The sequence below is a fragment of the Rhodopseudomonas sp. AAP120 genome, from assembly GCF_001295845.1.
Classification (GTDB): Bacteria; Pseudomonadota; Alphaproteobacteria; order Rhizobiales; family Xanthobacteraceae; genus Rhodopseudomonas.
Genome location: NZ_LJIC01000022.1, coordinates 58,260 through 84,906, shown reverse-complemented (window position 1 = coordinate 84,906; position 26,647 = coordinate 58,260). Strand labels below are relative to the sequence as shown.

Annotated in this window: 23 protein-coding genes, 1 tRNA gene and 1 riboswitch; of the genes, 13 read left to right on the top strand and 11 right to left on the bottom strand. The window is 66.9% G+C overall.

Annotated features, from left to right (window positions below):
* Positions 1–35 precede the first annotated feature (35 nt).
* Positions 36–1,505 (top strand): amidase, encoded by a 1,470-nt coding sequence (locus tag IP86_RS05265; RefSeq protein ID WP_054161458.1) that lies wholly within the window; start codon positions 36–38, stop codon positions 1,503–1,505.
* Between the two features lie 123 nt (positions 1,506–1,628).
* On the opposite strand, the gene IP86_RS05260 is transcribed toward IP86_RS05265, so the two are convergent.
* Complete coding sequence (locus IP86_RS05260) at positions 1,629–3,419, bottom strand: acyl-CoA dehydrogenase family protein (RefSeq protein ID WP_054161457.1); 1,791 nt, start codon at positions 3,417–3,419, stop codon at positions 1,629–1,631.
* Positions 3,420–3,686: 267 nt separating this feature from the next.
* On the opposite strand from IP86_RS05260, the gene IP86_RS05255 reads away from it, so the two are divergent.
* A complete protein-coding gene (locus IP86_RS05255) occupies positions 3,687–4,181 on the top strand; it encodes a CinA family protein (protein ID WP_054161493.1) in 495 nt (164 codons plus the stop codon).
* 544 nt (positions 4,182–4,725) lie between these two features.
* Here IP86_RS05255 and crcB read toward each other — a convergent pair.
* The 3 genes from crcB to IP86_RS05240 all read right to left on the bottom strand — a co-directional run bounded on the left by crcB (position 4,726) and on the right by IP86_RS05240 (position 7,425).
* Positions 4,726–5,100 (bottom strand): fluoride efflux transporter CrcB, encoded by a 375-nt coding sequence (gene crcB, locus IP86_RS05250; RefSeq protein ID WP_054161456.1) that lies wholly within the window; start codon positions 5,098–5,100, stop codon positions 4,726–4,728.
* A gap of 139 nt (positions 5,101–5,239) precedes the next feature.
* Positions 5,240–5,836, bottom strand: a complete 597-nt coding sequence (locus IP86_RS05245) for a superoxide dismutase (RefSeq protein WP_054161455.1) — start codon at positions 5,834–5,836, stop codon at positions 5,240–5,242.
* A gap of 353 nt (positions 5,837–6,189) precedes the next feature.
* On the bottom strand, positions 6,190–7,425 hold the full coding sequence (locus tag IP86_RS05240) for an MFS transporter (protein ID WP_054161454.1): 1,236 nt from the start codon (positions 7,423–7,425) through the stop codon (positions 6,190–6,192).
* Positions 7,426–7,551: 126 nt separating this feature from the next.
* Here IP86_RS05240 and IP86_RS05235 point away from each other — a divergent pair, with 126 nt between their 5' ends.
* The 3 genes from IP86_RS05235 (at position 7,552) to IP86_RS05225 (ending at position 10,127) form a co-directional block, all read left to right on the top strand.
* Complete coding sequence (locus IP86_RS05235; RefSeq protein WP_054161453.1) at positions 7,552–8,076, top strand: GNAT family N-acetyltransferase; 525 nt, start codon at positions 7,552–7,554, stop codon at positions 8,074–8,076.
* Between the two features lie 104 nt (positions 8,077–8,180).
* Entirely contained in the window at positions 8,181–9,554 is a 1,374-nt protein-coding gene (locus IP86_RS05230) for an MATE family efflux transporter (protein ID WP_054161452.1), read from the top strand.
* Between the two features lie 135 nt (positions 9,555–9,689).
* A complete protein-coding gene (locus IP86_RS05225) occupies positions 9,690–10,127 on the top strand; it encodes a DUF2147 domain-containing protein (protein WP_054161451.1) in 438 nt (145 codons plus the stop codon).
* 52 nt (positions 10,128–10,179) lie between these two features.
* Here IP86_RS05225 and IP86_RS29565 read toward each other — a convergent pair whose 3' ends face one another.
* Entirely contained in the window at positions 10,180–10,314 is a 135-nt protein-coding gene (locus IP86_RS29565; RefSeq protein ID WP_254984333.1) for a hypothetical protein, read from the bottom strand.
* A 224-nt stretch (positions 10,315–10,538) separates the two neighbouring features.
* Positions 10,539–10,744, top strand: a riboswitch (cobalamin riboswitch).
* Between the two features lie 172 nt (positions 10,745–10,916).
* On the opposite strand from IP86_RS29565, the gene cobT reads away from it, so the two are divergent.
* From cobT to cobF, 3 genes are all read left to right on the top strand, one after another.
* Positions 10,917–11,978 (top strand): nicotinate-nucleotide--dimethylbenzimidazole phosphoribosyltransferase, encoded by a 1,062-nt coding sequence (cobT, locus tag IP86_RS05220; RefSeq protein WP_054161450.1) that lies wholly within the window; start codon positions 10,917–10,919, stop codon positions 11,976–11,978.
* A complete protein-coding gene (gene cobS / locus IP86_RS05215; RefSeq protein ID WP_054161449.1) occupies positions 11,975–12,742 on the top strand; it encodes an adenosylcobinamide-GDP ribazoletransferase in 768 nt (255 codons plus the stop codon). The genes cobT and cobS overlap by 4 nt, the downstream gene beginning before the upstream one ends.
* 81 nt (positions 12,743–12,823) lie before the next feature.
* Positions 12,824–13,579: a precorrin-6A synthase (deacetylating) gene (gene cobF, locus IP86_RS05210; RefSeq protein WP_054161448.1), complete on the top strand. Its 756-nt coding sequence runs from the start codon at positions 12,824–12,826 to the stop codon at positions 13,577–13,579.
* Positions 13,580–13,634: 55 nt separating this feature from the next.
* On the opposite strand, the gene IP86_RS05205 is transcribed toward cobF, so the two are convergent.
* A tRNA-Met gene (locus tag IP86_RS05205) sits at positions 13,635–13,711 on the bottom strand.
* Positions 13,712–13,986: 275 nt separating this feature from the next.
* On the opposite strand from IP86_RS05205, the gene IP86_RS05200 reads away from it, so the two are divergent.
* Complete coding sequence (locus IP86_RS05200; RefSeq protein WP_054161492.1) at positions 13,987–15,420, top strand: coniferyl aldehyde dehydrogenase; 1,434 nt, start codon at positions 13,987–13,989, stop codon at positions 15,418–15,420.
* Between the two features lie 78 nt (positions 15,421–15,498).
* The gene (locus tag IP86_RS05195; protein ID WP_054161447.1) at positions 15,499–17,103 is read left to right on the top strand and encodes a GMC family oxidoreductase; all 1,605 of its coding nucleotides are present in this window, start codon (positions 15,499–15,501) and stop codon (positions 17,101–17,103) included.
* 200 nt (positions 17,104–17,303) lie between these two features.
* On the opposite strand, the gene IP86_RS05190 is transcribed toward IP86_RS05195, so the two are convergent.
* Positions 17,304–18,065 carry a glucose 1-dehydrogenase gene (locus IP86_RS05190; protein WP_054161446.1) on the bottom strand — a complete coding sequence of 254 codons (762 nt, stop codon included), beginning with the start codon at positions 18,063–18,065 and terminating at the stop codon, positions 17,304–17,306.
* A 108-nt stretch (positions 18,066–18,173) separates the two neighbouring features.
* Between IP86_RS05190 and IP86_RS05185 the strand changes: the two genes are divergently transcribed.
* Positions 18,174–18,956, top strand: coding sequence for an SDR family oxidoreductase (locus IP86_RS05185; protein ID WP_054161445.1), 783 nt, complete (start codon positions 18,174–18,176; stop codon positions 18,954–18,956).
* A 403-nt stretch (positions 18,957–19,359) separates the two neighbouring features.
* Here IP86_RS05185 and IP86_RS05180 read toward each other — a convergent pair whose 3' ends face one another.
* Complete coding sequence (locus IP86_RS05180; protein ID WP_054161444.1) at positions 19,360–19,989, bottom strand: response regulator transcription factor; 630 nt, start codon at positions 19,987–19,989, stop codon at positions 19,360–19,362.
* A 289-nt stretch (positions 19,990–20,278) separates the two neighbouring features.
* Between IP86_RS05180 and IP86_RS05175 the strand changes: the two genes are divergently transcribed.
* Together IP86_RS05175 and IP86_RS05170 are read left to right on the top strand one after the other, a co-directional pair.
* The gene (locus IP86_RS05175) at positions 20,279–21,328 is read left to right on the top strand and encodes a tripartite tricarboxylate transporter substrate-binding protein (RefSeq protein ID WP_082363857.1); all 1,050 of its coding nucleotides are present in this window, start codon (positions 20,279–20,281) and stop codon (positions 21,326–21,328) included.
* A complete protein-coding gene (locus IP86_RS05170; protein ID WP_082363855.1) occupies positions 21,325–23,946 on the top strand; it encodes a hybrid sensor histidine kinase/response regulator in 2,622 nt (873 codons plus the stop codon). The genes IP86_RS05175 and IP86_RS05170 overlap by 4 nt, the downstream gene beginning before the upstream one ends.
* A gap of 28 nt (positions 23,947–23,974) precedes the next feature.
* Here IP86_RS05170 and IP86_RS05165 read toward each other — a convergent pair whose 3' ends face one another.
* From IP86_RS05165 to IP86_RS05155, 3 genes are all read right to left on the bottom strand, one after another.
* Entirely contained in the window at positions 23,975–25,216 is a 1,242-nt protein-coding gene (locus IP86_RS05165) for an EAL domain-containing response regulator (RefSeq protein WP_054161443.1), read from the bottom strand.
* Positions 25,217–25,360: 144 nt separating this feature from the next.
* The gene (locus IP86_RS05160) at positions 25,361–25,681 is read right to left on the bottom strand and encodes a hypothetical protein (RefSeq protein ID WP_054161442.1); all 321 of its coding nucleotides are present in this window, start codon (positions 25,679–25,681) and stop codon (positions 25,361–25,363) included.
* Between the two features lie 13 nt (positions 25,682–25,694).
* Positions 25,695–26,567: a CheR family methyltransferase gene (locus IP86_RS05155; RefSeq protein ID WP_054161441.1), complete on the bottom strand. Its 873-nt coding sequence runs from the start codon at positions 26,565–26,567 to the stop codon at positions 25,695–25,697.
* Positions 26,568–26,647 lie beyond the last annotated feature (80 nt).

The following is a 26,647-nucleotide window of genomic DNA, read 5'->3' as shown; positions in this document are numbered from 1 at the left end:
TGGCATATGGCTGACAGCCATCGGGAGTGAAACCTTTGACATCGCAAACCAGCTTCGCCACCGCCACCGAACTCAGCGCCGCCCTGAAAGCCAAGAAAGTCTCGGCCGTCGAATTGACCCAGGAGGCGATCGACCGCATCGAGCGCCACGACGACAAGGTCAACGCCATCTGCGTCCGCGATTTCGACCGTGCGTTGCAGACGGCGCGCGCTGCCGATCTCGCGCTCTCGCGCGGCGGCCGCGAACCGTTGCTCGGCATTCCGATGACCGTGAAGGAGAGCTTCAACGTCGCCGGCCTGCCGACCACCTGGGGCTTCCCCGATCAGAAGAACTTCGTCGCCGAGACCGATGCGCTCGCCATCGAGCGTGTACGCGCGGCGGGCGGCGTGATCGTCGGCAAGACCAACGTGCCGGTGGCGCTCGCCGACTGGCAGAGCTACAACGAGATCTACGGCACCACCAACAACCCCTACGATCTCAGCCGCACGCCGGGCGGCTCGTCCGGCGGTTCGTCGGCGGCGCTGGCGGCGGGCTTCGGCGCGCTGTCGCTCGGCTCCGATATCGGCGGCTCGCTGCGTGTGCCGGGTCATTACTGCGGCATCTATGCGCACAAGCCGACCTTCGCGCTGTGTCCGGCACGCGGCCACACGCCGCCCGGACTGCCACCGCTGCCGTCCAATCGCGACCTGTCGGTAATCGGACCGATGGCGCGCTCCGCCGCCGACCTCGCGCTGCTACTCGACGTCATCGCCGGCCCGGATCCGGTGTTCGACGGCATCGGCTACAAGCTCGACCTGCCGGCCGCGCGGCACACGGCGATGAAAGACTTCCGCGTGCTGATACTGGACCAGCATCCGCTGCTGCCGACCGGCTCCAGTGTGCGCCAAGCGATTGACACGCTGGCGAGCAACCTGACCAAGGCCGGCGTATCGATCACCCGTCAGTCGCCGCTGCTGCCCGATCTCGCGGAAACCTCGCGCGTGTATATGCGCATGCTGCTGTCGTTCCTTGCCGCAAGCTTCGCGCCGGAAGTTCTCGCCGACGTGCAGAACGCGGTAACCAAGCTCGATGCGGCCGACGACAGCCTCGGCGCCGAACGCCTGCGCGGCATGGTGCTGAGCCATCGCGACTGGGTGATTGCCGACGGCCGCCGCACCGGCCTGCGCGCGCAGTGGCGCGAGTTGTTCAAGTCGTTCGACGCGGTGATCTGCCCGGTGATGCCGACGCCGGCCTATCCGCAGGATCATCACGAGCCGCAGGAAGAACGCCGCATCATGATCGATAACCAGCCGCATCCTTATGTCGATCAGCTGGTGTGGCCGGGTATCGCCACTTTGCCCGGCCTGCCGGCAACGGCGCTGCCGGTCGGCATGTCGAGCGAAGGCCTGCCGATCGGCGTGCAGATCGTCGGCCCCTGGCTCGAAGACCGCACGCCGCTGAAGCTCGCCGAACTGATCGAGCAGGAATTCGGCGGGTTTGTTCCACCGAAGGCGTTTGTGGATTAGTTATCACTGGGTCAACCTCTCCGTCATTGCGAGGAGCGAAGCGACGAAGCAATCCAGCGCGGTGCTCGACGCTGGATTGCTTCGCTGCGCTCGCAATGACGGGGAGAGGCTGTACGTGCGGCCTTACGCCGTCAGCATCGGCGCCACCTTATCCATCGGCGCATCGGCTTCGCCGAGCAGCAGCTCGGCGATCGCGAACTCCGTCTTGCCGTCGCCGCCTTTGAACGGGTCGGGCGCATACAGCCGATGCTCGACGACTAATCGCGACAGCAGCGCGCGGCGGGCGTCGCCGCGCATCGCGGCGATCTTGGTGCCTTCCCACGCCAGTGAGACCGCGCTGGCGACGTGGTACAGCGCGCTGGTAGCGCGGCGGGCGTCGGACTCGTTCTCGGCATGGCCCGCAACCTCGCGAGCGAAGCCGATGGCGCGGTCGATCAGGCCGCGCAAACGGTCGCTCCAGGCTTGGGGCAAACCTGTGGCATCGTCCAGACGCGCATGCAAATCAGCGGCAAGTGCCGACTCCGCGCCATGACGGCCGATCGCCCGCTTGAGCGCATCGATCGCGACGATATTACCGGTGCCCTCCCAGATCGATCCGAGATGGGCGTCGCGCAACAGCCTCGCAGTCGCGAATTCCTCGACGTAACCGATACCGCCTCGCATTTCCAAGGCGTCGCCGCAGACCTTGCGGGCGTCGCGGGTGGCGCGGAACTTCAATGTCGGAGTCAGGATGCGGAGTAAGGCTGCGGCATCCTGACTCCCTGCCTCGGCGCGGTCGAGCGCATCGGCGGTGAGGAAGCTCATCGACATCGCCTGCTCGGTCGGCAGCAGAATTTTCATCAGTTGGCGTCGCGCCAGCGGCAGGTCGACGATGCGCTGACCGAACACCACACGGTTCTTCGCGACGGTGATGGCGTCGTGCCAGGCGCGGCGCATCAGGGCGGTCGACTTCACGCCGTTGGAGAGGCGTGATGAGTTCACCATCTCGGCCATCTGCACGAAGCCACGATCGAGCTTGCCGACCGCATAGGCGATCGCGCCTTCGAGCTTGATCTCGCCCGACGCCATCGAGCGTGTACCAAGCTTGTCCTTCAGCCGCACGATCCGATAGTGATTAGGCGAACCATCGTCGAGGAAGCGCGGCATCAGGAACAGGCCGACGCCGCGTGTACCAGGACCGGCGCCCTGCGGCCGCGCCAGCAGCATCACCACCTTGGCGTCGGCGTTGGAGCAGAACCACTTCTCGCCGTAGAGCCGCCAGTGATCGCCTTCGGAGACCGCGACCGTGGTCAACGTGCCGACATCGGAGCCGCCCTCCTTCTCGGTCATGAACTGACCGCCCTGAGTCAGCTTGCTCATGTCGGTCTGGGTCAGGCCGTCGAGATACTTCGCTTTCAGCGCGGCATCGCCGAATTTCGACAGCAGCTTGGCGCAGCCGTCAGTGACGTTGATCGGGCAGCCCATGCCGAATTCGGTTTCGTTGAACAGCAGCGTGAAGGCATGCTTGGCGGTCACCGGATAGACCTCCGGCCAGCCCATGATGCCCTTGCGGTGCGACAGCGCGTGGATGCCGAAGGTGCCGAACGCCGCGTTCTCGAGTTCGCGATAGGCCGGGTGATACTCGATAGATTGCGCATCGCGGCCGAAGCGGTCGCGCTGATGCAGGATCGGCGTGTGGCGATCGGCCAGCCGCGCGCACTCATCGAGCGGACCGCCGGCGAGTTCGCCGAGCCGGTCGAGATGCGGCTCGAGATGCGCGACCAGATCGGCCGGCAGATGGATACGCAACAGATCGGCGAGCGACGGATCGGCGCGATAGAAGTTGAGCCCTGTGGTGTCGGGCGCGATCAGGTTCGCGGCATTGCGGGGCGCGGCCGCCACAGCGGCGGCGCCTTGGGTGTTCCCTGCGGACATCTGCGTCTCTTGTGGTTGGAGGCGGAACGCTGTCGGACCGGAGTGAGACACAAAGCCGCCCGTTCCCGCAAGCCGCCGCGACGGCATAGCCCAATGCGCCGCGCTGCGCGGCCGCATCGGATTGCGTCTCGCCGCACGCGGTTCAATATCGGATTGCCGGATCCGGACAATTCCGCTCAGCTGTCGGCCAGTTCGGGCCGGATTCGCCGGCGGCAGTCACTGATCAGGACGGGCTCGCGCACGCGCGGCAAGGCCGGAGTTGCAATCATGAAAGACCTCGTTCCCCTGGCCGAAAAGGTCGCGCTGCACCTGATCGCGCAAAAGCAGACGATCGCGGTGGCGGAATCATCGACCGGCGGATTGATCGCGGCGGCGCTGCTCGCGGTGCCGGGCGCGTCGGCCTACTTCCTCGGATCGGCGGTGGTGTACACGCGGCAGGCGCGGCGCGTGCTGATGGATATTCCGGATGCCGACATGAAGGTCGAGGGCGTACGCTCGTCGTCCGAGCCCTATGCCGAATTGCTGGCGAGGCAGATCCGCGGCCGGCTCGGCGCCGATTGGGGACTGTCCGAGACCGGCGCCGCCGGTCCGGGCGGCAACCGCTACGGCGACGCCGCCGGCCACACCTGCATCGCCGTCGCCGGTCCTGCGAATGCGGTGATGACGCTGGAGACCGCGAGCGCCGACCGGCTCGACAACATGCACGTCTTCGCCAGCACGGCGCTGACGTTTTTGTTGCACAATCTTTCGCAGCGACCCTGACGCATCAGCTCAACGCGCAGCGCGCGAAGAAGCAGCAGTTATCTCGAAGTCCGCTCCCCGTCATTGCGAGCGAAGCGAAGCAATCCAGCGCCACGCGTGCGGCATGGATTGCTTCGTCGCTGCCGCTCCTAGGAAGAAAGAAGTTACTAAAATACCTAGAGAGGATTTCGTGATACCGGCGTCTACAAGGTCTGATTCTTCCGCGTCCCCAGCATCGCTAAAGCGCTGGCCAACGTCAGAGTTCGATTGGATCGAGGCCACGCCGCGAGCACGGCCTGCTCCTTCTCCCCGCGTGCGGGGAGAAGGGTGGGATGAGGGGGCGTCTCAGCAAGGCCGAGCGCGAGTTTGTTGGGCCATCGGGGCCCCAGGATCGCAGGCGCTCAGGCTTGCGTAGGCGCCCCCTCACCCGGATTGCTGCGCAATCCGACCTCTCCCCGCGCGCGGGGAGAGGTTTTCGCGCGGCAGCGTTCTTTCATCCAAGCGTGTCGACGCGCTCGTCGGTCCCAACTCGCAATGACGGAGAGGCTGAGGGTGACGCCGCGGCTCAGGTAATCGCGCGGATCAGGGCCATGCCGGCGAACAGGCCGCCGATCGCCAGCGCCACCGAGCCGAGCACGTAGAGCAGCGCCAGGCCGACGGCGCCGCGTTCGTACAGCAGTGCGGCGTCGAGCGAGAACGCCGAGAAGGTGGTGTAGCCGCCGAGGATGCCAGTCATCAGGAACAGCCGGACGGATTGCGGCGAGCCGGCCTTGAAGGCGAAATAGCCGGCGATCAGACCCATGATGAAAGAGCCCGACACGTTGATGAAGAACGTGTGATACGGGAACGCCGTTCCGAACATCCTGGCGCTCACCGTATTGACGAGGTGACGCAGCATCGTCCCCAGTCCGCCACCGAGGAATACGAGCAGATAAACCATTCCACGTCTCTCCACGTTGCGAGGCCGGCGAGACGTTGTGACGCAGCCGGCCGGCGCTCGCAAGAGGCGCTGCGATCAAAAGAAAAGGCGGCCCACGAGGCCGCCTTTTCGATTTCAATCGGTGATTGAGCCGCGGCGCTTACGCCTTCGAATACAGCTCTTCGACGTATTCCCAGTTGATCAAATTATCGACGAACGCCTTCAGATAGTCGGGACGGCGGTTGCGATAATCGATGTAGTAGGAGTGCTCCCAGACGTCGACGCCGAGGATCGGCGTGGCGCCGTGCACCAGCGGGTTCTCACCGTTCGGGGTCTTGGAGATTTCGAGCTTGCCGTCCTTGACCGACAGCCAGGCCCAGCCCGAGCCGAACTGGCCGGCGCCGGCCGCGGCGAAATCGGCCTTGAACTTCTCGAGGCCACCGAGGTCTTCGTTGATCTTCTTTTCCAGCGCGCCCGGCAGCTTGGTGCCGCCGCCATTCGGCTTCATCCACTTCCAGAAATGGATGTGGTTGAAGTGCTGGCCGGCGTTGTTGAACAGCGCGGCGTTCTTGCCGAACGAGCCCTTGACGATCTCTTCGAGCGACTTCCCCTCGAATTCGGTGCCCTTCAGCAGGTTGTTGCCGTTGGTGACATAGGCCTGATGATGCTTGTCGTGATGATATTCCAGCGTCTCCTTGGACATGTAGGGCTGGAGCGCGTCGTAGGCGTAAGGCAACTCAGGAAGCGTGAAGGTCATGGGTCATCATTTCCACAATGGTGGGGGACGGCTTCTTAACGAGCCTCCCTTATAGAAGGTTCCGCCGCTGGACCCAATATCTATTCTGAATTGCAACGCCCTGTCGCAGGGCTGTCATCGGCGCAAGATGCTGAGCGTACCGGAGCAGTTACCGCTGATGGGTGATCTTACCGGAGCGCGCTGCGCCTCACCGAACGGGCCGCAGCCGGAGGCACTGACTCCTCATCCTGAGGAGACCGGCAAAGCCGGGCGTCTCGAAGGGTGGGGCCACGTCCGACTCGCGGCCCATGGTTCGAGACGGCGCTGCGCGCCTCCTCACCATGAGGGTGTAGTTGTGGCCGAGCTTCGACTCCTCACGCCGTGACCGGCACCGCCAGCTCCTCGCGGCGGCGTGGCGGGCGGACGTTCATCAGCATCTGGGCGGTGCCGGCGATCAGGCCGATCAGCACCGCGGCCTGCCAGGCGCGATCGTAGTTGCCGAGGTGATCGTAGATCATGCCGCCGCCCCAGGCGCCGATAAAGGAGCCGACCTGGTGGCTGAGGAAGGCGATGCCGGTGAGTGTCGCCATGTAGCGCAGCCCGAACAGCTGCGCGACGAGGCCGTTGACCAGCGGGATCACGCCGAGCCACAGCGCGCCCATCACCGCGGCAAACACCAGCGTGGTGGTGGCCGAGGCCGGGAAGTAGAAATACGCCGCGATCGCCAGCGAGCGCACGATATAGATGCCGCCGAGCAGATACTGCTTGGGATAGCGGCCTCCGAGCCAGCCGAACACGTAGGAGCCGAGCACGTTGAACAGCCCGATGGTCGCCAGCGCGCTGGCGCCGAGCGACGGGTCGAGCCCGCAGATCGCCAGATAGTTCGGCAGATGCGTGGTGATGAACACGAGCTGCAGGCCGCAGACGAAGAACGCGATCGCCATCACCATGAAGCCGGAATGGCCGAGCGCCGACTGCACGACCTCGCCGGCCGAACGCTCGCTGTCGTCGGCCTTGTCGATGTCGATCTTGTCGGAGCGGCCGGCGAAGAATGCCGACGGCAACATCACCGCGGCGAGGCCGAGGAAGCCGATCAGCGCCATCTGCCAGCCCGAGGTGGTGATCAGCGTCTGCGCCAGCGGCGACGCCAGCACCAGGCCGAGCGAGCCCGCCGCCGACACCGCACCCATCGCGACGCTGCGCTTGGCCGGCGACACGGTGCGCGAAGTCGCGGTCATCGTCATGCTCGAGGCGGTGCAGGACAGCGCGATGCCGACGCACACACCGCAGCCGAGCGTGAAGGTCAGCGCCGAGTCGGCCATCATCATCAGCACCAGGCCGGCCGCGTAGATCACCACGCCGCCGAGCATCACCCAGCGCGAACCGTAGCGGTCCGCCATCAGGCCGACGATCGGCTGGGTGACGCCCCAGATGATGTTCTGCAGCGCCGTCGCCAGCGAGAAGTCAGCGCTGGTGATACCGACGTCACGGATCACGGAGGGTTGAAGCAGACCGAAGCTCTGCCGCATGCCCATCGCTAGGCTCAGCAGCACCGAAGCGCCGATCAGGATCGACCAGCGCTGAAACGAGGTGAGCTCTGAAGCCTTCATAGGACGATTTCCTCTGGGTGACGTCATTTTAAGCATACTCATGCCCTGAAACGCGGTGTTTGACCATCCTTGCAACCGGTATCGTGGTCCTGCACAGAACGCAGGGGTTCGGTGACAGGAGAGCGGATGACGATCGAGATCGACATTCTGTCGGGCGTGGCGGCGTGGCCGATGGTGCGGCCGCTGCTCGAATCGGTGTGGCCGGCGGGCGCCGAGACGACGCCGCAGCGGACCGGACCGGAGACCGCCCACCCGACGCTGCGGGTGCTGGTCGAATCGTCCGGCGAGCTGGTGAGCCATGTCGGCGTCACGATCCGGATCGTGAGCTGGAACGGCCGCAAGTGCCAGGTCGGCGGTCTCGGCAGCCTGGTGACGCGCGCCGATAGCCGGCGGCAGGGTTTTGGCGCGATCGCACTCCGGGCCGCGGTTCAAACGCTGCGCGATCACGAAGCGATCGATTGCGGGCTGCTGTTCTGCGGCGAGCCGCAGGCCGGTTTCTTCCTGGCGCGCGGCTGGCAGCGCTACGACGGCGAGATCGTCGCCGAGCAGCGCGGCGGCAAGGCGCCGTATCGCGATCTGATGCCGCTGCAGATCGATCTTCGGCGCAAGATTCGCGGCGGCACGCTGGACCTCTGCGGTTTGCCCTGGTGACGCCTGCGTCCGGCGCACGGCAGACCGCTTGCGCGCGCTTGATATGTCGATCATAATATTATGAAGACCGCCGCCGAGGAGCGGTCCGTACAGGCAGGACACGCATGACGATCGACGCACCGGTGAGTACGCCCCTGCCCGCTGCGGCCCCGAACCAGCTGCTCGACGCACCGATCCTGCCGACGCTGACGCGGCTGGCGATTCCGAACGCCATCGCCATGGTGGGCACCGCCGTCGTGTCGATTGCGGAGACCTCCTATATTGGCCGGCTCGGCACCGAGCCGCTCGCCGCGATGGCCTTGGTGTTTCCGTTCGCGATGCTGACGCAGATGATGTCGGCCGGCGCGATGGGCGGCGGCGTCTCCTCGGCGATCAGCCGCGCGCTCGGCGCCGGCGATCGGGTTCGTGCCGAGGTCCTGGCGCTGCACGCCCTGATCATCGGATTGGGCGGCGGCCTGGCCTTCACGCTGCTGATGCAGCTGTTCGGCCGATCGCTGTACACGCTGCTCGGCGGCCGCGGCGAAGTGCTTGAGCAGGCCTTCAGCTACTCGGTGGTGCTGTTCTCCGGCGCGGTGGCGATCTGGCTCGTGAACACCCTCGCCTCTGTGCTACGCGGCACCGGCGACATGGTGCTGCCCTCGGCGACGCTGATGGCGGTCGCGGTGCTGCAGATCACGATCGGCGGCACGTTCGGCCTCGGCCTGTTCGGGATGCCGCGGCTCGGCATGCCGGGCGTCGCCTCCGGGCAACTCATCGCCTGGACGCTCGGCACGTTGTTTCTGATCGGCTACATGGCGAGCGGCCGCGCCCGGCTGAAGCTGCGCTTCAGATCCTTCACGTTCGAGCGACGATTGTTCATCGACATCCTCAAGGTCGGCGCGATGGCCTGCCTGTCGCCGCTGCAATCGGTGCTGACCATCCTGATCTTCACCAAGATTCTCGCCACTTACGGCACCGCGACGCTGGCCGGCTACGGCATCGGCTCGCGCTTGGAATTCCTGCTGATCCCGATCGCGTTCGCGGTCGGCGTCGCCTCGATCCCGATGGTCGGCATGGCGATCGGCGCCGGTCAGATCGCCCGGGCGCGGCGTGTCGCGTGGACATCAGGCGCCGTGTCGGCGGTGATCCTCGGGGTGATCGGCCTGGTGCTGGCGATCCAACCGGCGCTGTGGGTGTCGCTGTTCACCGCCGATCCTGCGGTGACTGCGGCAGCCCATGCCTATTTCCACTGGGCCGGCCCGTCCTTCGCGTTCTTCGGCCTCGGCGTGACGCTGTACTTCGCCTCGCAGGGCGCCGCGAAGGTCGGCGGCCCGGTGCTGGCCTCGACCGCCCGGCTGCTGCTGGTCGCGATCGGCGGTGCGGCGCTGATGGCGAGCGGCGCGCCGGCCTGGACGCTGTTCGCATTGGTGACGCTTGCGATGGTGGTGTACGGGCTCGGCACCGTGATGGCGATCTACCTGACACGCTGGGTCAAGTGAATCGCACAGGACCTGCGCATCTTGTGTTTGTTTGTGTCCGCCTTGCCTTTGCCACGAATCCACCTCCTCTGCTATTCACGCGCTGCCACCGCACCGACGCGACGTGTTGCGCGCTGGACGATGCCTGGAGGACAGATGACCACCCGATCCGCATTCTTCGCCGCCGCGTTGCTCGCCTTGCTGGCGCCCGCCGCGCACGCGCAATCGGCCGGCCCGCAGGGCACCTGGCTGACGCAGGCCGGCGATGCCAAGGTGCGCATCAAGAGCTGCGGCGCGGCGCTGTGCGGCACGATCGTGTGGCTGCGCCAGCCGATCGATCCGAACACTGGCAAGCCGCAGATCGACGACAAAAATCCCGATCCGGCCCGTGCCTCGCGGCCGGTGATCGGGCTGCAGATCTTCGGCGACATGCGGCCGGTGTCGCAGGGCAAATGGTCCGGCCACATCTACAACGCCGACGACGGCAAGACCTACGAGGCCAGCCTGTCGCACACCGGCCCGACCTCGCTGCATGTCGAGGGCTGCGTCGGCTCGCTGTGCGGCGGCGAGAACTGGACCTTCGAGGGGCGCTGACGCGCGTCACTTCGTCCGACGATTCAGAACTGTATCGACCGGCAGCGGCGGCTCACTCGCCGCTGGCGCAAAGGCCGAGCGCGGCCGAAACCGTACCGCGCACGCAGCGCGTCAGGGTGACGTCGGAATACAGGCCATAGGCGAAAACCGCCAAGGCCAGCAGAACGATGATGCCGAGCGATTTCAAGCGATCAGGTTTCCATCTGGCGGAGCTGTCCGGGATCCGGCGGAGCCGCCGCTGCGGGCCGCGGCCCGCTCCGGGCGCGACCTTATAGCGCGTCACGACCAGGCAGGCACCGCCCCCCGCGTCAAAAATCCGCGACACGCCGCGACGCTGACGAGCCGTTGCACCTTCGTCTGACGCGGCGCCCGCAGGCGGCGGCCGGCATTGCGTCCGCTCGGGCGGCGTGCTCTTGTCCGGGCCTCTTCGGTGCCCTTCTGCGGAAGGGTGAAACGGGAATGCGGTGAGGCGAGCGATCGCCGAGGCCGCGGCTGCCCCCGCAACTGTAAGCGGATCGTCTCCGATCACACCGCCACTGTGGCCGTCTCCCCGGCCCGGGAAGGCGATCGGGACAACATCCGCGAGCCAGGAGACCGGCCGGAGAGCTGCGCAATGCCATTCGACGGTGGGTCGAAGAAGGACGTTCCGATGCCGCTCCCGTTCACACCATAGTCCGCCACGGCCGCGCCCGATCACCGATGCCCGCGCCTGCTGTCCCGCGGGGCGCGACGCGGTCCGCCGCGTCGTCCGCTCGCATCCGAACCATCCCGCCGCACCGATTCCGCACCATGCACGCACCACTCGACCATCTCGCCACCTTGTCGATCGCTGCCGTCGATCGCGCACTCGAACCTTCGCTCCGCGCCGGGCTCGACGCCAAAGCCAAGCCGCCAGGCTCGCTCGGCCGGCTGGAGGATCTCGCCGTTCAGCTCGGACTGATCTGGCACCCGGCGCCGCCGCGTGCAGCGCGCGCCATGGTGTTCGTGTTCGCCGGCGATCACGGCCTCGCTGCCGACAACGTCTCGCCCTACCCGGCCAGCGTGACGCAGGCGATGGTCGCTGCCTATCTGTCCGGCTGCGCCGGCATGAACGTGCTGGCCAGAGCCGCTGCCACCGAAGTGTGCGTGGTCGATGCCGGCATCGCCGCCGATCTGCCGCCGCATCCCGGACTGATCGACCGCAAGATCGGCCATGGCACCCGCAATGCGAGCCGCGAGCCGGCGATGAGCATCGACGACGCCCGCCGCGCGCTCAGCGCCGCGATCGCGCTGGTGTCGGACGCGATCGACGGCGGCGTCGACGTCGTGGCGATCGGCGAAATGGGCATCGGCAACACGACGTCGGCGGCGCTGCTCGCGCATCGCCTCACCGGCACGCCGGTTGCCGACTGCGTCGGCCGCGGCGCGGGCCTCGACGAGGCCGGCGTCGCGCACAAGCGCGCCATCGCCGAGATGGCGGCAGCGCGCACGGCCGCGACCGCACCGCTCGAGGTGCTGGCCGAATTCGGCGGCTACGAGATCGCCATGATGGCCGGCGCGGTGCTGGCCGCTGCGGCGAAGCGACGGCCCGTGGTGATCGACGGCTTCATCGCCAGCGCCGCCGCGCTGGTCGCGGTGCGGCTGCATCCGGAGGCGCGCGACTATTGCGTGTTCTCGCATCGCTCGGCCGAGCGCGGCCACGCGGTGCTGCTCGAGGCGATGGCGGCGACGCCGTATCTCGATCTCGGCTTCCGGCTCGGCGAAGGCACCGGCGCGCTGATGGCGGTGCCGCTGCTGCGCGCCGCCGCCGGCATCCTGACCGAGCTGGCGGATCTGTCCGACGTCCTCGCCGCGCTCGGACCGGCGTCGTGACCCGCGAGCTGCGCCCTTTCCTCAATGCGGTCGAATTCATGACCGTGCTGCCCGCGCCCGGAGCGCGGTTCGACGACGACTGGCTGCTGCCGGCCGCGAAGTACTTCCCGCTGGTCGGTGCGCTGATCGGGCTTGCCTGCGGCGGCGTGCTGATCGCGGCCTCGGCGATCTGGTCGGGCCTGGTGCCCGCCGTGCTGGCGGTGCTGGCCGGCGTGATGCTGACCGGCGCGCTGCACGAGGACGGCATCGCCGACACCGCCGACGGGCTGTTCGGCGGCCGCAGCCGCGAGCAACGGCTGACGATCATCAAGGACAGCCGGATCGGCAGCTACGGCGCGATCACGCTGCTCGGCAGCGTCGTGCTGCGCATCGCCGTGCTGGCGACGCTGCCGCCCTGGCTGGGCGCGGCCGCGCTGGTCGCCGCCCACAGCATGGGACGCGCCGGCATCCTGCTGGTGATGTCGGCGCTGCCCTATGCGGGCAATGTCGCGACCGCCAAGCTCAGCTATCCGGACCACCAGCTCGATCCGGCGAAGGCAGCCGTCGCCGCGATGCTGACGCTGCTCGGTGTGGCGTGGCTGGTCGCAGCCGAGCCCGGCGCCGCCGCCTGCGGACTGATCGGCGCGGTGGCGCTCGGCGCCTTGCCGGCGCTCGCCGCCGCGCGGCTGATCGGCGGCTATGTCGGCGACGTGCTCGGCGCCACCGAACAACTCACCCAGATCGGCCTGCTGCTCGGCGTCGCGGCGATCGCCGGCCATGGTTAGTTCGCACCCCCTCCCCGCCGTCATTCCGCGCGCGAACGCGCAATCTCTCTTCGCCATTCATTCACCGATAGGACACGCCCGATGCGCAAACTTCTCCTGATCGGGATGGGCCCCGGCGATCCCAACTACCTGACGCTGCAGGCCGTCGAGGCGCTGAACCGCGCCAGCGTGTTCTTCCTGCCGGACAAGGGCGCCGAGAAGGCCGAGCTGAAGACGGCGCGCGAAGCCATCTGCCGCCGCTTCATCACGGCGCCGGGCGCGCGCTTCGTCAGCATCGACATCCCGCAGCGCGCACCGGCCGGCGACGATTATCGCGCCGTGGTCGACGACTGGCACGCCGCCATCGCGGCGCGCTACGCGGCGCTGCTGACCGGCGAACTCGCCGATGGCGACACCGGCGCGTTTCTGGTGTGGGGCGATCCGACGCTGTACGACAGCACGCTGCGCATCCTCGACCGGCTGCGCGCGCAGGGGCTGGCGATCGACTACGAGATCATCCCCGGCATCACCGCCGTGCAGGCGCTCGCGGCGCGGCACCGCATCGCGCTCAACCGCATCGGCGAACCGATCACCATCACCACTGGCCGCAAGCTCGCCGCGGGCCTGCCGATCGACGCCGACAGCACCGTGGTGATGCTCGACGGCGACGAGACCTTCGCCAAGATCGACCCCGCCGACCTCGAGATCTACTGGGCCGCCAATCTCGGCCTCGCCGACGAAGTGTTGATCTCCGGCCCGCTGAAAGAGGTCGCCGACACGATCAGCCGCACCCGGCGGCAGGTGCGCGAGGCGAAGGGGTGGGTGATGGATATTTATCTGCTGCGCAGGGGCGGATAGCGGCGCCGGGTGCCACGCAAAACAAAACCCCGGCCGCGAGGACCGGGGTTCGATTTGGTTGCGGGGAGAGGATTTGAACCTCTGACCTTCAGGTTATGAGCCTGACGAGCTACCGGGCTGCTCCACCCCGCGTTAAACCTTTGCGCGATCTACAGAAAGCAGATGACCATCAACGCCCAAGGGCGTCGATCGATCCTCCCGGAAGCTTCCTGAGAAGGGGCCCGGGGCAGTGCCCGGGGCGCGAGGGGTGTCTAGCAACGCGCGGGGGATTTGGGAAGCCCCGCGACGCAGATTTTCAAGATTATATGACGGCCGGAACCGGATGCGGTTGCGGACCGGCGGCGCGCCTGCAAGACTTCGCCGAAACCGGCCCATTTCAGAACAGCCGGCCGGATCGGGAGCGCACCATGGACCAGCCGTTGACCGGTTTCGGGGCCAATGCCCTGCACGACCGCTTTCACCGCATGGTCGAGCGCTCCCGCACCGATCCGCCGGCGACGCTGGAGCAGCGGCTCGACCGCTTGAAGCGGCTGCGCAGCCTGCTGACCGACAACGAAAAACGATTCGAGCAGGCGATCTCGGCCGATTTCGGCCATCGCTGCGCGGTCGAGACGCTGATCGCCGAGACACTCAGCCTGCTCGGCGACATCAAACACACGTCCAAGCACCTCAAGCGCTGGATGGCGCCGCGCAAGGTGAAGACCGAGCTGCAGTTCTGGCCGGGGCAGAATCGGCTGCTGCCGCAGCCGCTCGGCGTCGTCGGCATCATCGCGCCGTGGAATTATCCGCTGCAGCTGACCATCGCGCCGGCGATCGGCGCGCTGGCCGCGGGCAACCGGGTGATGATCAAGCCGAGCGAATTGTCGCCGGCGTTCTCGGCGCTGCTGCAGGAGACGGTGGCGGCCAAATTCGACGCCGACGAGATGGTGGTGACCGGGATCGAGGACGGCATCGCCGAGGCGTTCGCGCGGCTGCCGTTCGACCACCTGATGTTCACCGGCTCGACCCGGGTCGGCCGCATCGTCGCCGAGGCCGCAGGGCGCAACCTCACGCCGGTGACGCTCGAACTCGGCGGCAAGTCGCCGACGCTCGTCGACCGCTCCGCCGATCTCGACGAGGTCGCGCCGCGGATCGCCTATGCCAAGCTGATGAACGCCGGCCAGACCTGTATCGCACCGGACTACGTGCTGGCGCCGCGCGACAAGGTCGACGCGCTGGCCGAGAAGATCCGCGCCGCGATGCAGACGATGTTCGGCAGCGATCCGGGCAACACCGACTACACCTCGATCATCGCCGACCGGCATTATGCGCGGCTGAAGGGACTGGTCGACGACGCCGCCGCGCAGGGTGCCAAGCTGCTGCAGCCGGCATCCGCCGACGATCCGGCGTGGAGCAGCCGTCGCAAGTTTCCGCCGACGCTGGTGCTCGGCGCCACGCCCGACATGAAGATCATGCAGGAAGAGATTTTCGGCCCGCTGCTGCCGATCCTCGGCGTCGATGACCCGGCGGAGGCGATCCGCTTCATCAACGGCCGCGACCGGCCGCTGGCGCTGTACTGGTTCGGCACCGATGACGCCGCGCGCGACGAGGTGCTGGCCCGCACGGTGTCGGGCGGCGTCACCATCAACGACTGCCTGGTGCACTTCGCGCAACAGAACCAGCCGATGGGCGGCGTCGGCGCCTCGGGTAGCGGCGCGTATCACGGCGAATGGGGTTTTGACACGTTCAGCCAGCTCAAGCCGGTGTTCTATCGCTCGCCGTACAACCGCTTCGCCGATCTCTATCCGCCCTACGGCGGCAAGATCGCGCGGCTGTCGAAAGTGCTGCGATGGCTGTCCTGAGCTGACGACGACCTGACGACCAGCGACCGGACGCAGAGCCGGCGCGGCTAACTAACAACAAGAATCCAGGAGGAAACGATGACGGAGACGCATGACTTTGTCGTGGTCGGCGGCGGCTCGGGCGGCTGCGCGGTGGCCGGTCGGCTGTCGGAAGATCCCGGCACGTCCGTGGCGCTGCTCGAAGCCGGCGGCCCCGGCGACAATTGGGTGGTGAAGACGCCCTATGCGCTGTCGCTGATGGTGCCGAGCAAGCTCAACAACTGGCATTTCGAGACGGTGCCGCAGCCGGGGCTGAACGGCCGGATCGGCTATCAGCCGCGCGGCAAGGCACTCGGCGGCTCGTCGGCGATCAACGCCATGGTGTATATCCGCGGCCACAAATGGGACTACGACCACTGGGCCGAACTCGGCGCCGACGGCTGGTCCTATGCGGACGTGCTGCCCTACTTCAAGCGCTCCGAGAACAACGCCGAATTCAACGGCGCGTATCACGGCCAGAGCGGGCCGCTGCATGTCAACCGGCTGCGCACCGACAACCCGGTGCACGAGATCTTCCTGCAGGCGGCACGCGAGGCGCAGTTCCGCGTGCGTGACGATTTCAACGGCGAGGAGCAGGAAGGCCTCGGCCTGTATCAGCTCACGCAGCACGACGGCGAACGCTGGAGCGCCGCGCGGGCTTACGTGCATCCGTACATGGCGACACGGCCGAACCTGCGGGTCGAGACCGGCGCGCAGGCGACGCGGATTCTATTCGAGGGCGGCCGCGCCGTCGGCGTCGAATTCCGCAAGGACAACGAGATCCGGCAGCTGCGCGCGCGCCGCGAAGTGATCCTCGCCTCGGGCGCGTTCCAGACGCCGCAATTACTTCAATTGTCGGGCGTCGGCGACGGCGAGATGCTGCAGCGGCACGGCATCGCGACCGTGCATCACCTCCCCGGCGTCGGGCAAAATCTGCAGGACCATCCCGACTTCATCTTCGCCTATCAGTCCGACGCGCCGTATTTCACCGGCACCAGCTTCACCGGTATCGGCCGGCTGCTCTCGACCATCGGGCAATATCGCCGCGAAGGCCGCGGTCCGCTCGCCACCAACTTCGCCGAATGCGGCGGCTTCCTGAAGACGCGGCCGGACCTCGACGTGCCGGACATTCAGCTGCATTTCGGCATGGCGATGGTCGACGATCATGGCCGCAAGCGGCACTGGGGCACGGGGTTCTCGTGCCACGTTTGCCTGCTGCGCCCGAAGAGCCGCGGCAGCGTTGGCCTCAGCAGCGCCGATCCGCTGGCGCCGCCGCGGATCGATCCGAACTTCTTCGGCGAGCCGGACGATCTCGAGGCGATGGTCGCCGGCTACAAGACGACTCAGCGGCTGATGGAGACGCCGGCGCTGCGCGCTCTGCAGCAGAAGGACCTGTTCACCGCGAACGTCCGCACCGACGACGACATCCGCGCCATCCTGCGCGCCCGCGTCGACACCGTGTATCACCCCGTCGGCACCTGCAAGATCGGCGCGGCGAACGATGCCACCGCCGTCGTCGACCCGCACCTCAAGGTCCGCGGCCTCGAAGCCCTCCGCATCGTCGACGCCTCGGTGATGCCCACCCTGATCGGCGGCAACACCAACGCGCCGACGATCATGATCGGCGAGAAGGCGGCGGATTTGATCAGGGGGGAGATGCGTTAGCACCGCCCCTCCCCGTCATTCCGGGGCGCGAGCGTAGCTCGCGAGCCCGGAATCCATACGCACTGCGGCCTGTTGTGTCGCGCGGCCGTCGATACACCCTGCTTAACCGATAGCGCAGGGGTTATGGATTCCGGGTTCGCGCTACGCGCGCCCCGGAATGACGAACGAGAGGGCGAGCTGGCGTTCGCTGACGCGACGAACTACCCCAGCAAGAACCCGCCATCCACCGTCACCACGCTGCCCGTCATGTACCTCGACGCGTTCGACGACAGCAGCAAAATCGCGCCGTCGAGGTCGCTTTCGTGGCCGACGCGGCGTTGCGGGATGCTCTTGATCAGCTTTTCGCCGGCGGGCGTCGCCCACAGGTCGCGGTTGATGTCGGTGTCGATGTAGCCGGGCGCCAGCGCGTTGACGCGGATGCGCGAGCTGGCGAGTTCGAGCGCCATCGCCTTGGTGGCCTGGATGATGCCGGCTTTGGAGATCGCGTAGGGCGAGACGAATTTCAGCACGCTCTGGCCGAGCACCGAGGCGATGTTGACGATGTTGCCGCCCTGCTGGCGCGCGATCATCCGGCGCGCGACTTCGGTGGCGAGGAAGTACGCGCCCTTGAGGTTGGCGCCGATCACCTTGTCCCAATCGGCTTCGCTGGTGTCGACCGCGAGCTTCTCGGTGGCGACGCCGGCGTTGTTGATCAGAACGGTGACCGGGCCGAGTGCTGCTTCGGCCTGATCGAGCGCGCTCGCCATCGACGCCAGATCGGTGACGTCCATCTGCACCGCGACGGCGCGGCCGCCCTTGTCCTTGATCTCCTGTTCCAGCGCTTTCAGCTTGTCGGTCTGGCGCGCCGCGAGCACCACGGCCGCGCCGCGCTCGGCGAGCACGCGGGCGAATTGCCGCCCGAGGCCCTGCGAGGCGCCGGTGACCAGAATGACTTCGTTGCTGACGTCGAACAGTTGATCCATGCCGCGTTTCCCGTTGATGCGTTATGCGTTGCCCTCCCCTTACCATGCCGGACCGGGATGGCTAGAGTGCCGGCCTCACCGACATCGCCGATCATCCGGGAGTGAAACGTGGATCTGGGAATCAAGGGCCGCCGCGCGCTGGTGTGCGCATCGAGCAAGGGATTGGGACGCGCCTGCGCCGAGGCGCTGGCCGCCGAGGGCGTGCATGTGACGATGACGGCGCGCGGCGCCGACGCGCTGGCCACGGCCGCCGCCGCGCTGCGCAAGGCCTATCCGGATGTCGAGGTCCTCGAGGTCGCCGGCGACATCACCACGCGGGAGGGCCGCGCCGCAGCGCTGCAGGCCTGCCCGGAGCCCGACATCCTGATCAACAATGCCGGCGGCCCGCCGCCCGGCAATTTCCGCGATTGGACCCGCGACGACTGGATCAAGGCGCTCGACGCCAACATGCTGACGCCGATCGAGCTGATCAAGGCGACCGTCGACAAGATGATCGAGCGCAAGTTCGGCCGCATCGTCAACATCACCTCGGCCGCCGTGAAGGCGCCGATCGACGTGCTCGGCCTGTCCAATGGCGCACGCACCGGCCTGACCGGCTTCGTGGCCGGCCTGTCGCGCAAGACGGTGCGGCACAATGTGACGATCAATGCGCTGCTGCCCGGCCCGTTCGACACCGACCGGCTGCGCGGCGTGGCGGCGGGTCAGGCCAAGGCCTCCGGCACCACGCCCGAACAGATCCTGCAGGCGCGGATGAACGAGAACCCGGCCGGCCGGTTCGGCGACCCGGAGGAGTTCGGCCTCGCCTGCGCATTCCTGTGCGGCGCGCGGTCCGGCTACATCACCGGCCAGAACATCCTGCTCGACGGCGGCGCCTTCCCCGGCACGCTGTGAGAGCGGCGATAGGGGCTTCGATTGGTCAAGGCGACATGCCCTGACCCGCGCACTGCGTCCTCATCCTGAGAGCCTGGCCGGAAGTTCGATCCGAGAAATACGGCCTTGAATGTTTGTCATTGCGAGGAACCAAGCGACGAAGCAATCCAGAAGCCCCGCGCTCGGCGTCTCTGGAATGCTTCGCTTCGCTCGCAATGACGGAAAACGCAGCTGATTCTGCTGCATGAGTTTCCGGTCAGGCTCTAAGGAGCCCGGCGCAGCCGGGCGTCTCGAAGGATGGGCCGCACAGTACCTGCGGCCCATGGTTCGAGACGGCGCTTCGCGCCTCCTCGCCATGAGGGTGTGATTGTGGCAACGCCGCAAATGGCCAGTTACGCTCGGTTTCTATCAGAGCCCGACCGCCCTACGCCCGCGGTGCCGTCATCACGATGCGGACGAGGTCGGTGGCGTTGCGGGCGCCGAGCTTCTTCATGATGTTGGCGCGGTGATACTCGATGGTGCGCGGGCTGATGCCGAGTTGGCGGCCCGCCTCCTTGTTGGTGTTGCCGGACGCAAACAACTCCAGCACCTCGCGCTCGCGCAGCGTCAGCGGTTCCTTGCCGGGGAAGTTATAGGACGGCGCCTTGGCGACCTTGCCGGGCTCCCGGCGGCGCTGGAATGCTTCGATCGCCTCCTCGACCCGGCTGACGATCTCCTTGCCGCGGAACGGCTTCTCGATGAAGTCGAGAGCGCCGTTCTTGATGGCGTTGACCGCCATCGCGATATCGCCTTTTCCCGAAATCATGAAGATCGGCGCCGGGTAATCCTCGGCATGCAGCTCGGCCAGAATGTCGAGACCTGATCGGCCGGGAATATGAACGTCGAGCAGAATACAGGCCGGGTTACGGCTGTGGGCGACCGACAACAGCGACTCGCCATCGGGAAAACAAATGACTTCGTAACCCGCCGCAGACAACACGATCGAGAGCGTTTCGCGGACGGCCGGATCGTCGTCGACGACGAAGACCTCCCCCCCTGACGGCTTCTCATTCATCGATCGACCTCCAAACAGCTTTGAAACGAACGCAATTAACGCAACGACCTCGTATTAGTCCGAGGAAACAACTTAACGCCCAGACAAAACCAAATCGTTACAATGAAATACGAAACCAAGAGAACGATGGTGCTATCTGCTTCCGCCGCAGTTGAGCGAAGCGATCTCCCGTGAAAAATATCACGCCGATGTTCACGATGGCGAACGCCTCGTCCGCTGCCCCGACCTCACGCTACTCATTCGTCAGCGACATATTCATGAATGAGAAACTCATTGTTCGCATAGCACCATGAAGCAGATTCGAGCAAGCGCGGCCGCGCTCAAGCCGACCTCACGGGTGGACAACCTGGTGGGCTGGCTGCGACGCGCGATGCTCTGCTTGCTCGCCATACCCCTGACCGCGACGCCGGGCTTCGCCACCTATCCGACCCGAACGATCACCGTGATCGTGCCGTTCGCGACGGGCGGACCGACCGATACGGTCGCCCGGATCGTCGGCGCGCATCTGGCGATGACGCTGGGGCAGCAGGTGATCATCGAGAACGTGGTCGGCGCCGGCGGCACCACCGCGGCGACCCGCGCGATGCGCGCCCCGCCCGACGGCTACACGCTGATCATGGGCCAGATGGGGACGCACGGCAGCGCGCCGGCGGTCTATCCGCATCTGCCCTACGACCCCGCGAAGGATTTCGCCCCGATTGGCCTGGTGGTCGAAATGCCGGTGCTGGTGATCGCGCGCAACCAGCTCCCGGTGCGCACCCTCCCCGAGCTGATCCGGCACCTGCACGATCATCCGGAAACCACGATGGGCCATGCCGGCGCCGGCTCCATCTCGCACGCGGCCTGCACCCTGCTGGAATCGATCGGCAATGTGCATTCGACGGCCAAGCCGTTTCAGGGCACCGGCCCTGCGCTCCAGGCGCTTCTCGAAGGGCGGGTCGACTACATGTGTGATCAGATCGTCAATTCGATCGATCGGATCCGTGCCGGCGAAATCCGGGCGCTGGCGATCGCCGCCGGTCGGCGCAGTGCCGCCCTGCCCGACGTGCCCACCGCCGCCGAGGCCGGCCTCCCGGACTTCGATATTTCGGCGTGGCACGCGCTGTTCGCGCCGCGGAACACCCCGCCCGAACCGATCGAACGCCTCAACGCGGCCCTCGGCCAGGCGCTCGACGATCCTTCGGTCCGCGCGGAACTGACCGCTCTCGCCGGCGAGATTCCGCCGCCCGGCAAGCGCAGCCCGGCCGCGCTCGGCCGTCACGTCGACGAGGAGGTTCTACGCTGGAAACGGCATCTGAAATCCGCGCTGGCGCCCGACGACCAACGGGCGGGCCCATGACCGAACTTCCCACCTCGATCCGGCCGCGACTCAAGCGCTCCCAGATCGCGCTCCGGCTGGTGGCCGTCGCGCTGATCGTTTCGATCATGAGCACCAACGTCGTGTTCCTCAGCAATCTGCGCGAAAGCATCGTGCGGACCGCGGAATCCAACCTGCAGCGTTACAGCCTGACGCTCGCCGAGGAGGCCGACCGCTCGTTCAAATCGCTGGACCTCGTGCTGTCCAGCGTCAGCGATTATCTGGCGCGCCGCGGCGTGACCGACAGCGAGTCGTATCGGAAGGCGATGTCGGACTACACCACCCACATGCTGCTCAAGGAAAAAGTCAGCGGGCTGCCTCAGGTCGACGCGGTGACGATGATCGACGATCGCGGCAAGCTGCTCAATTTCTCCCGCAGTTGGCCGATTCCTGACGTGAACGTCGCCGATCGGGACTACTTCAAGGCGCTCAGCACCGACCGCAACCTCGAGACTTTCATCAGCATGCCGGTGCGCAATCGGAGCACGGGGTCCTGGAACATCTACATCGCCCGGCGGCTCAACGGCCCCGACGGTCAATTCATCGGCCTGCTGCTGGGCGCGATGTCCCAGCAATATTTCGAGAATTTCTTCGCCGCGACGACGCTCGGCCCGGACACCGAGACTTCGCTGGTGCGCAACGACGACGTCGTGCTGGCGAGCTACCCGCATCGCGACGGCGCCGGCCCGCAACTCGAGGCGGGCGGCCGGCGGGCCCAGCAGGCCGGCGGCAATGTGCGCGAGGCTGCCGCCACCGCAGGCGGCAAGGCCCGGCTGCGATCCGCCCGGATGCTGCCGAACTATCCGGTGATGGTCACGGTCACGCAGAACGAGGAGAGCGCGCTGCAGAGCTGGGACGAGATGGCGACGTTGCTGCTGGTGATGTCGGTGCTGACCTCGCTGATCGTGCTGACCGGAAGCATCGCGATCGCCCGGTGGTGGAACGAACAGGCGGTCTATGCCGAAGCGGCCGAAGCGACCAGCGCGGCGAAATCGAGCTTCCTGGCGATGATGAGCCACGAGATCCGCACCCCGATGAACGCGGTGCTCGGCCTGACCAGCAACCTGCTCGACACCAGGCTGGATGCCGAGCAGCGCCAGGCGGTGATCAGCATCCACGACGCCGGCGACAGCCTGCTGGAGATCCTCGACGACATCCTCGATTTCTCCAAGCTCGAAGCCGGACGGCTGTCGTTCGAACTGATCCCGTTCTCGCCGCGCAAGATCGTCGAGCATCCGCTCTACGTGATCGGACCGCGGGCGGCCGCCAAGGGCCTGACCATCCGCACCGAATTGAGCGACGATCTGCCGGACGCGCTGGTCGGCGACCCGGGGCGCATCCGCCAGGTGATGCTCAATCTGATCTCCAATGCGGTGAAGTTCACGCCGTCCGGCACGATCGTTGTCGCGGCCGAATGTCTGGCGAACGACGGCGCCTCGGCGCGGATCCAATGGACCGTCAGCGACACCGGCATCGGCATCGATCCGGAAAAGATCGAGTCGCTGTTCAGCGATTTCGTCCAGGCCGACAGTTCGATCCGCCGGCGTTTCGGCGGATCCGGGCTCGGCCTCGCGATCAGCCGCCGGCTGGTCGAGCAGATGGGCGGCAAGATCAGCGTGACGTCCACGCCCGGCCGCGGCTCGTCGTTCCGCTTCGCGCTGAGCTTCCCGCTGACGGCCGATCTCCCCGCGATCGAGGAGGATCATCAGGCGCAATATCAGGAGCTGAGCGCACGCATCGCGGCCGGCGGACGGCCGCTGCGCCTGCTGATCGTCGATGACAACCCGACCAACCGCGCCGTGGCAGCGGGGATGCTCGGCGAGTTCGCGATCCAGAGCAACACGGCCTGCGACGGCACCGAGGCCGTCACCGCCGCGACCCGCTTCAACTACGACGTGATCTTGATGGACATGAGGATGCCCGAGATGGACGGGCTCGAAGCGACGCGGGCGATCCGCGCCAAAGGCGGCGCGCTCGCGACCGTGCCGATCATCGCCTTCACCGCCAACGCCTTCGCCGAGGACGAAGCCGCGTGCCGCGAGGCCGGCATGACCGATTACATCGCCAAGCCGGTCCGCAAGAACGTCCTGATCGACGCGATCCTCCGCGTGCTGCCGCCCGCGCCCGCCGCGAGCACGCCGGCGGCCCCCGCGACGACGATGGCGCCGCCGCCTCCCCGCGACCAGACGACCAGCCAGGCTCCGCGCGCGACCGTCCCGGCCTCCGAGACCGGGGCGCCGAAGCGCCTCTATGTCGGCAAGACCGCCTTCGCGCATCTGGTCGCCGAGATCGGCGAAGACGCCAGCCGCGATGTGCTCGCGGTGTTCATTCGCGACACCGAGGCGCGGCTGCGTTTGTTCGACACGCTGGGAATTCCGGACGACCGCCGCCGGATCGAGCGGGAAGCGCATTCGCTGAAGAGCGCGGCGGGTACGTTCGGCCTCGATCGCCTGGCCGGTCTCGCCCGCGATCTCGAACGCCGTGCTCCAGAACTGTCGCAGACCGACTACCTCGCGCTGGTCGGGCAGATCAAGGCGACCTTTGCGGCTGCCCGGCAGGCTCCGGCGGGCGACGATCGCCTCGTGGAGTGCGCCGCCTGACGCCGGGCCGCGTCGGCGAGGGAGCTAGCTACTCCGCCTGCGCCCGCCGGCCGCGCGCCGGGACCGACGCCTCGGCGTTCCAGGCGCGATACCAGCCGTCGAACGCATCGCGCTTCAGCGGGCGGGAGATCCCGTAGCCCTGCCCGATGTCACAGCCGAGTTCGGCCAGCGCCCGCCAGGTCTCGGGATCCTCGATGCCTTCGGCCACGGCTTTCATCTTGTACTGATGCGCGATCGCCACCGAGGCGGCCACCACCTTCCACATGTCCGGATCGACCAGGCAGTCCTTGACGAAGGAGCGGTCGATCTTGAGCTCGCTGAACGGCATCCGGGCCAGCGCCGACAGCGACGAATAGCCGGTGCCGAAATCGTCCATCGAGATTCCGACACCCTTGATCCGCAGCCGCAGCAGCACGTCCATGGCACGATCGACGTCCGACATCGCGGTGGACTCCGTCACCTCGATCATCAGCGACCGCGCCGGCACGCCGGTCTCGTCGAGCATCTGCTCGATCTCCTGCAGGATCGTGGTGTCGGTCAGCAGCGTCGCCGAGAGATTGGCGGCGACCACGAAGGACGGATCCTGTCGCACAAACCGCCGCGCCATCCGCATCGATTCCCGCAGCATCCGCAGCGTGATCGGTTTGATCGCGCCGCTCCGCTCGGCGAGCGGAATGAACACGTCGGGCCTCACCGCGCCGAAGCTCGGGCTGTCCCATCTGGCCAAGGCTTCGCAGCCGACCACCTGCCCGCTGCCGAGATGCACTTTCGGCTGGAACACCGCATACAGTTCGTCGCCGGCGAGGCCGCGCGACAGATCCTCGGCGCTGATCGGGCGCGCGCTCGTCTCCGAGCGCTGCCGCGCCGACGAGCGGCCGGCGGCGTCGAAGGTCAGGGCCTCGCGCAGCGAGCGCAGATCGATCGGCTTGGGCAGCGACACCGCGTCGACGATGCCGGCGGCGTGCGCCATCCGCACCGTGGCGCTGAGAATCCGCTGATCGCAGCCGCTGATCACGATCACCCGGCGGCCACCGCTGTCGGCCGCGATCAGGCGCAACAGCTCGATGCCGTCGCGGTCGCCGAGCGACAGATCCAGCGTGTAGCAATCGAACGTGTCGCCGGAGATCAGATCCGCCGCGGCCTGATAGGACGCCGCGAACACCGGCTGATGGCCGAGCCGGTGACAGACACCGCAGATCACGGCGCCCTGCACCGGGTCGTCGTCGACCACGAGGATCCGTAGCGTGGGTGCTCGATCGCCGTCCATCATCCGCGCGTCCGCAAGAAAGTCATCGATCTTGTCTCGCCAAGACCTCTCTCGGGAACGCTAATCGTTTCTCATAAAAGAAGTCTTCTGCGAATATACAACCGGGCGGCGGAACGGCCGAATGGTTAGCTTTCCCCTCGCGGCGGGTCACGAATCCATGCGATCGTCGCGGGTGCCCAGCGGCCTGCCGGACCTGTTCTTGGTCTTGAGGAAGCGCACGTCGATTTCGGAGCCGTTGACGCGGATCAGTTCGCAGCGGCGATAGGCGAGGCCGGTCGACGACAGCAGCAGGAAGAATTCCTTGAGGTTGAGCCCCTCGATCGAGCCCTCGAGCTCGAGTTCCGCCTCGAAGCTGGAGACGGCCTTGAGCACGCAGCTCCGGCGCCACGTCCCGTCGATCCCCATGATCCAGACCGCGTAGCCACGCCCGAATGCCACACGCTCGGTGCCGATATTCTCCGTGGTCAACCCGAACCCTCCGCTAGCGCCCGGCAAAGCCCGCCGGCTTGAAGCCGCCGGCGGCAAGCCCCGGCGCCGCGGCAGCAGCCACGTTGGGCAGGTACACGCCGCGCCGTTTCGGACAGACCTTGTAGCTGTCGGTCAGCCCCACCACGGTCTCGGCCGCGCCGAGGAACAGGTAGCCGTCCGGCTCGTTCGCCTTCATCAGGCGGTTGAAGATGTCCGACTTCGTCGCCTGGTCGAAATAGATCAGCACGTTGCGGCAGAAGATGACGTCGAACTTGCCGAGCGGCGCGAAGTCCTGCAGCAGGTTGAACTGCCGGAACTGCACCATCGCGCGAACGTCGGCGTTGAGCTGCCACATCATGCCGTCCTGCTTGAAGTACTTGACGAGCAGCTGGATCGGCAGGCCGCGCTGCACCTCGAACTGGCTGTAGAGGCCGTTCTTCGACTTCGCCAGCACCTCGGGCGACAGATCGGTGGCGATGATCTCGATGCGCCAACCGGCGAGTTCGGCCGCCTTCTCCTTCAGCAGCATCGCCAGCGAGTACGGCTCCTGCCCGGTCGACGACGCGGCGCACCAGATCCGCAGGCTGCGCCGCCCGGCGCGCGCCTTGATCAGTTCCGGGATCACGCTGTCCTTGAAGTGATCGAACGGCGTCTTGTCGCGGAAGAAGAAGGTCTCGTTGGTGGTCATCGCTTCGACGACGTCGTGGATCAACGTCTCGGAGCCGGCCTTCATCTTCTGCACGAGCTCGCTGATGCCGGCGACGCCGGCCTTGCGGGCGAGCGGCAGCAGCCTGCTCTCCAGCAGATATTTCTTGTCCGCCGACAGCATCAACCCGGACCTGTCCTTCAGGATTTTCTGCAGATAGTCGTAGTCGAGCGGGGTCATGGGATCCTTCCTGGCACGTTCGCGCACGACGTATCGCGATGAAGGGCGGTTGAGAGGCCGACGCACGGCGCCACGGTGAC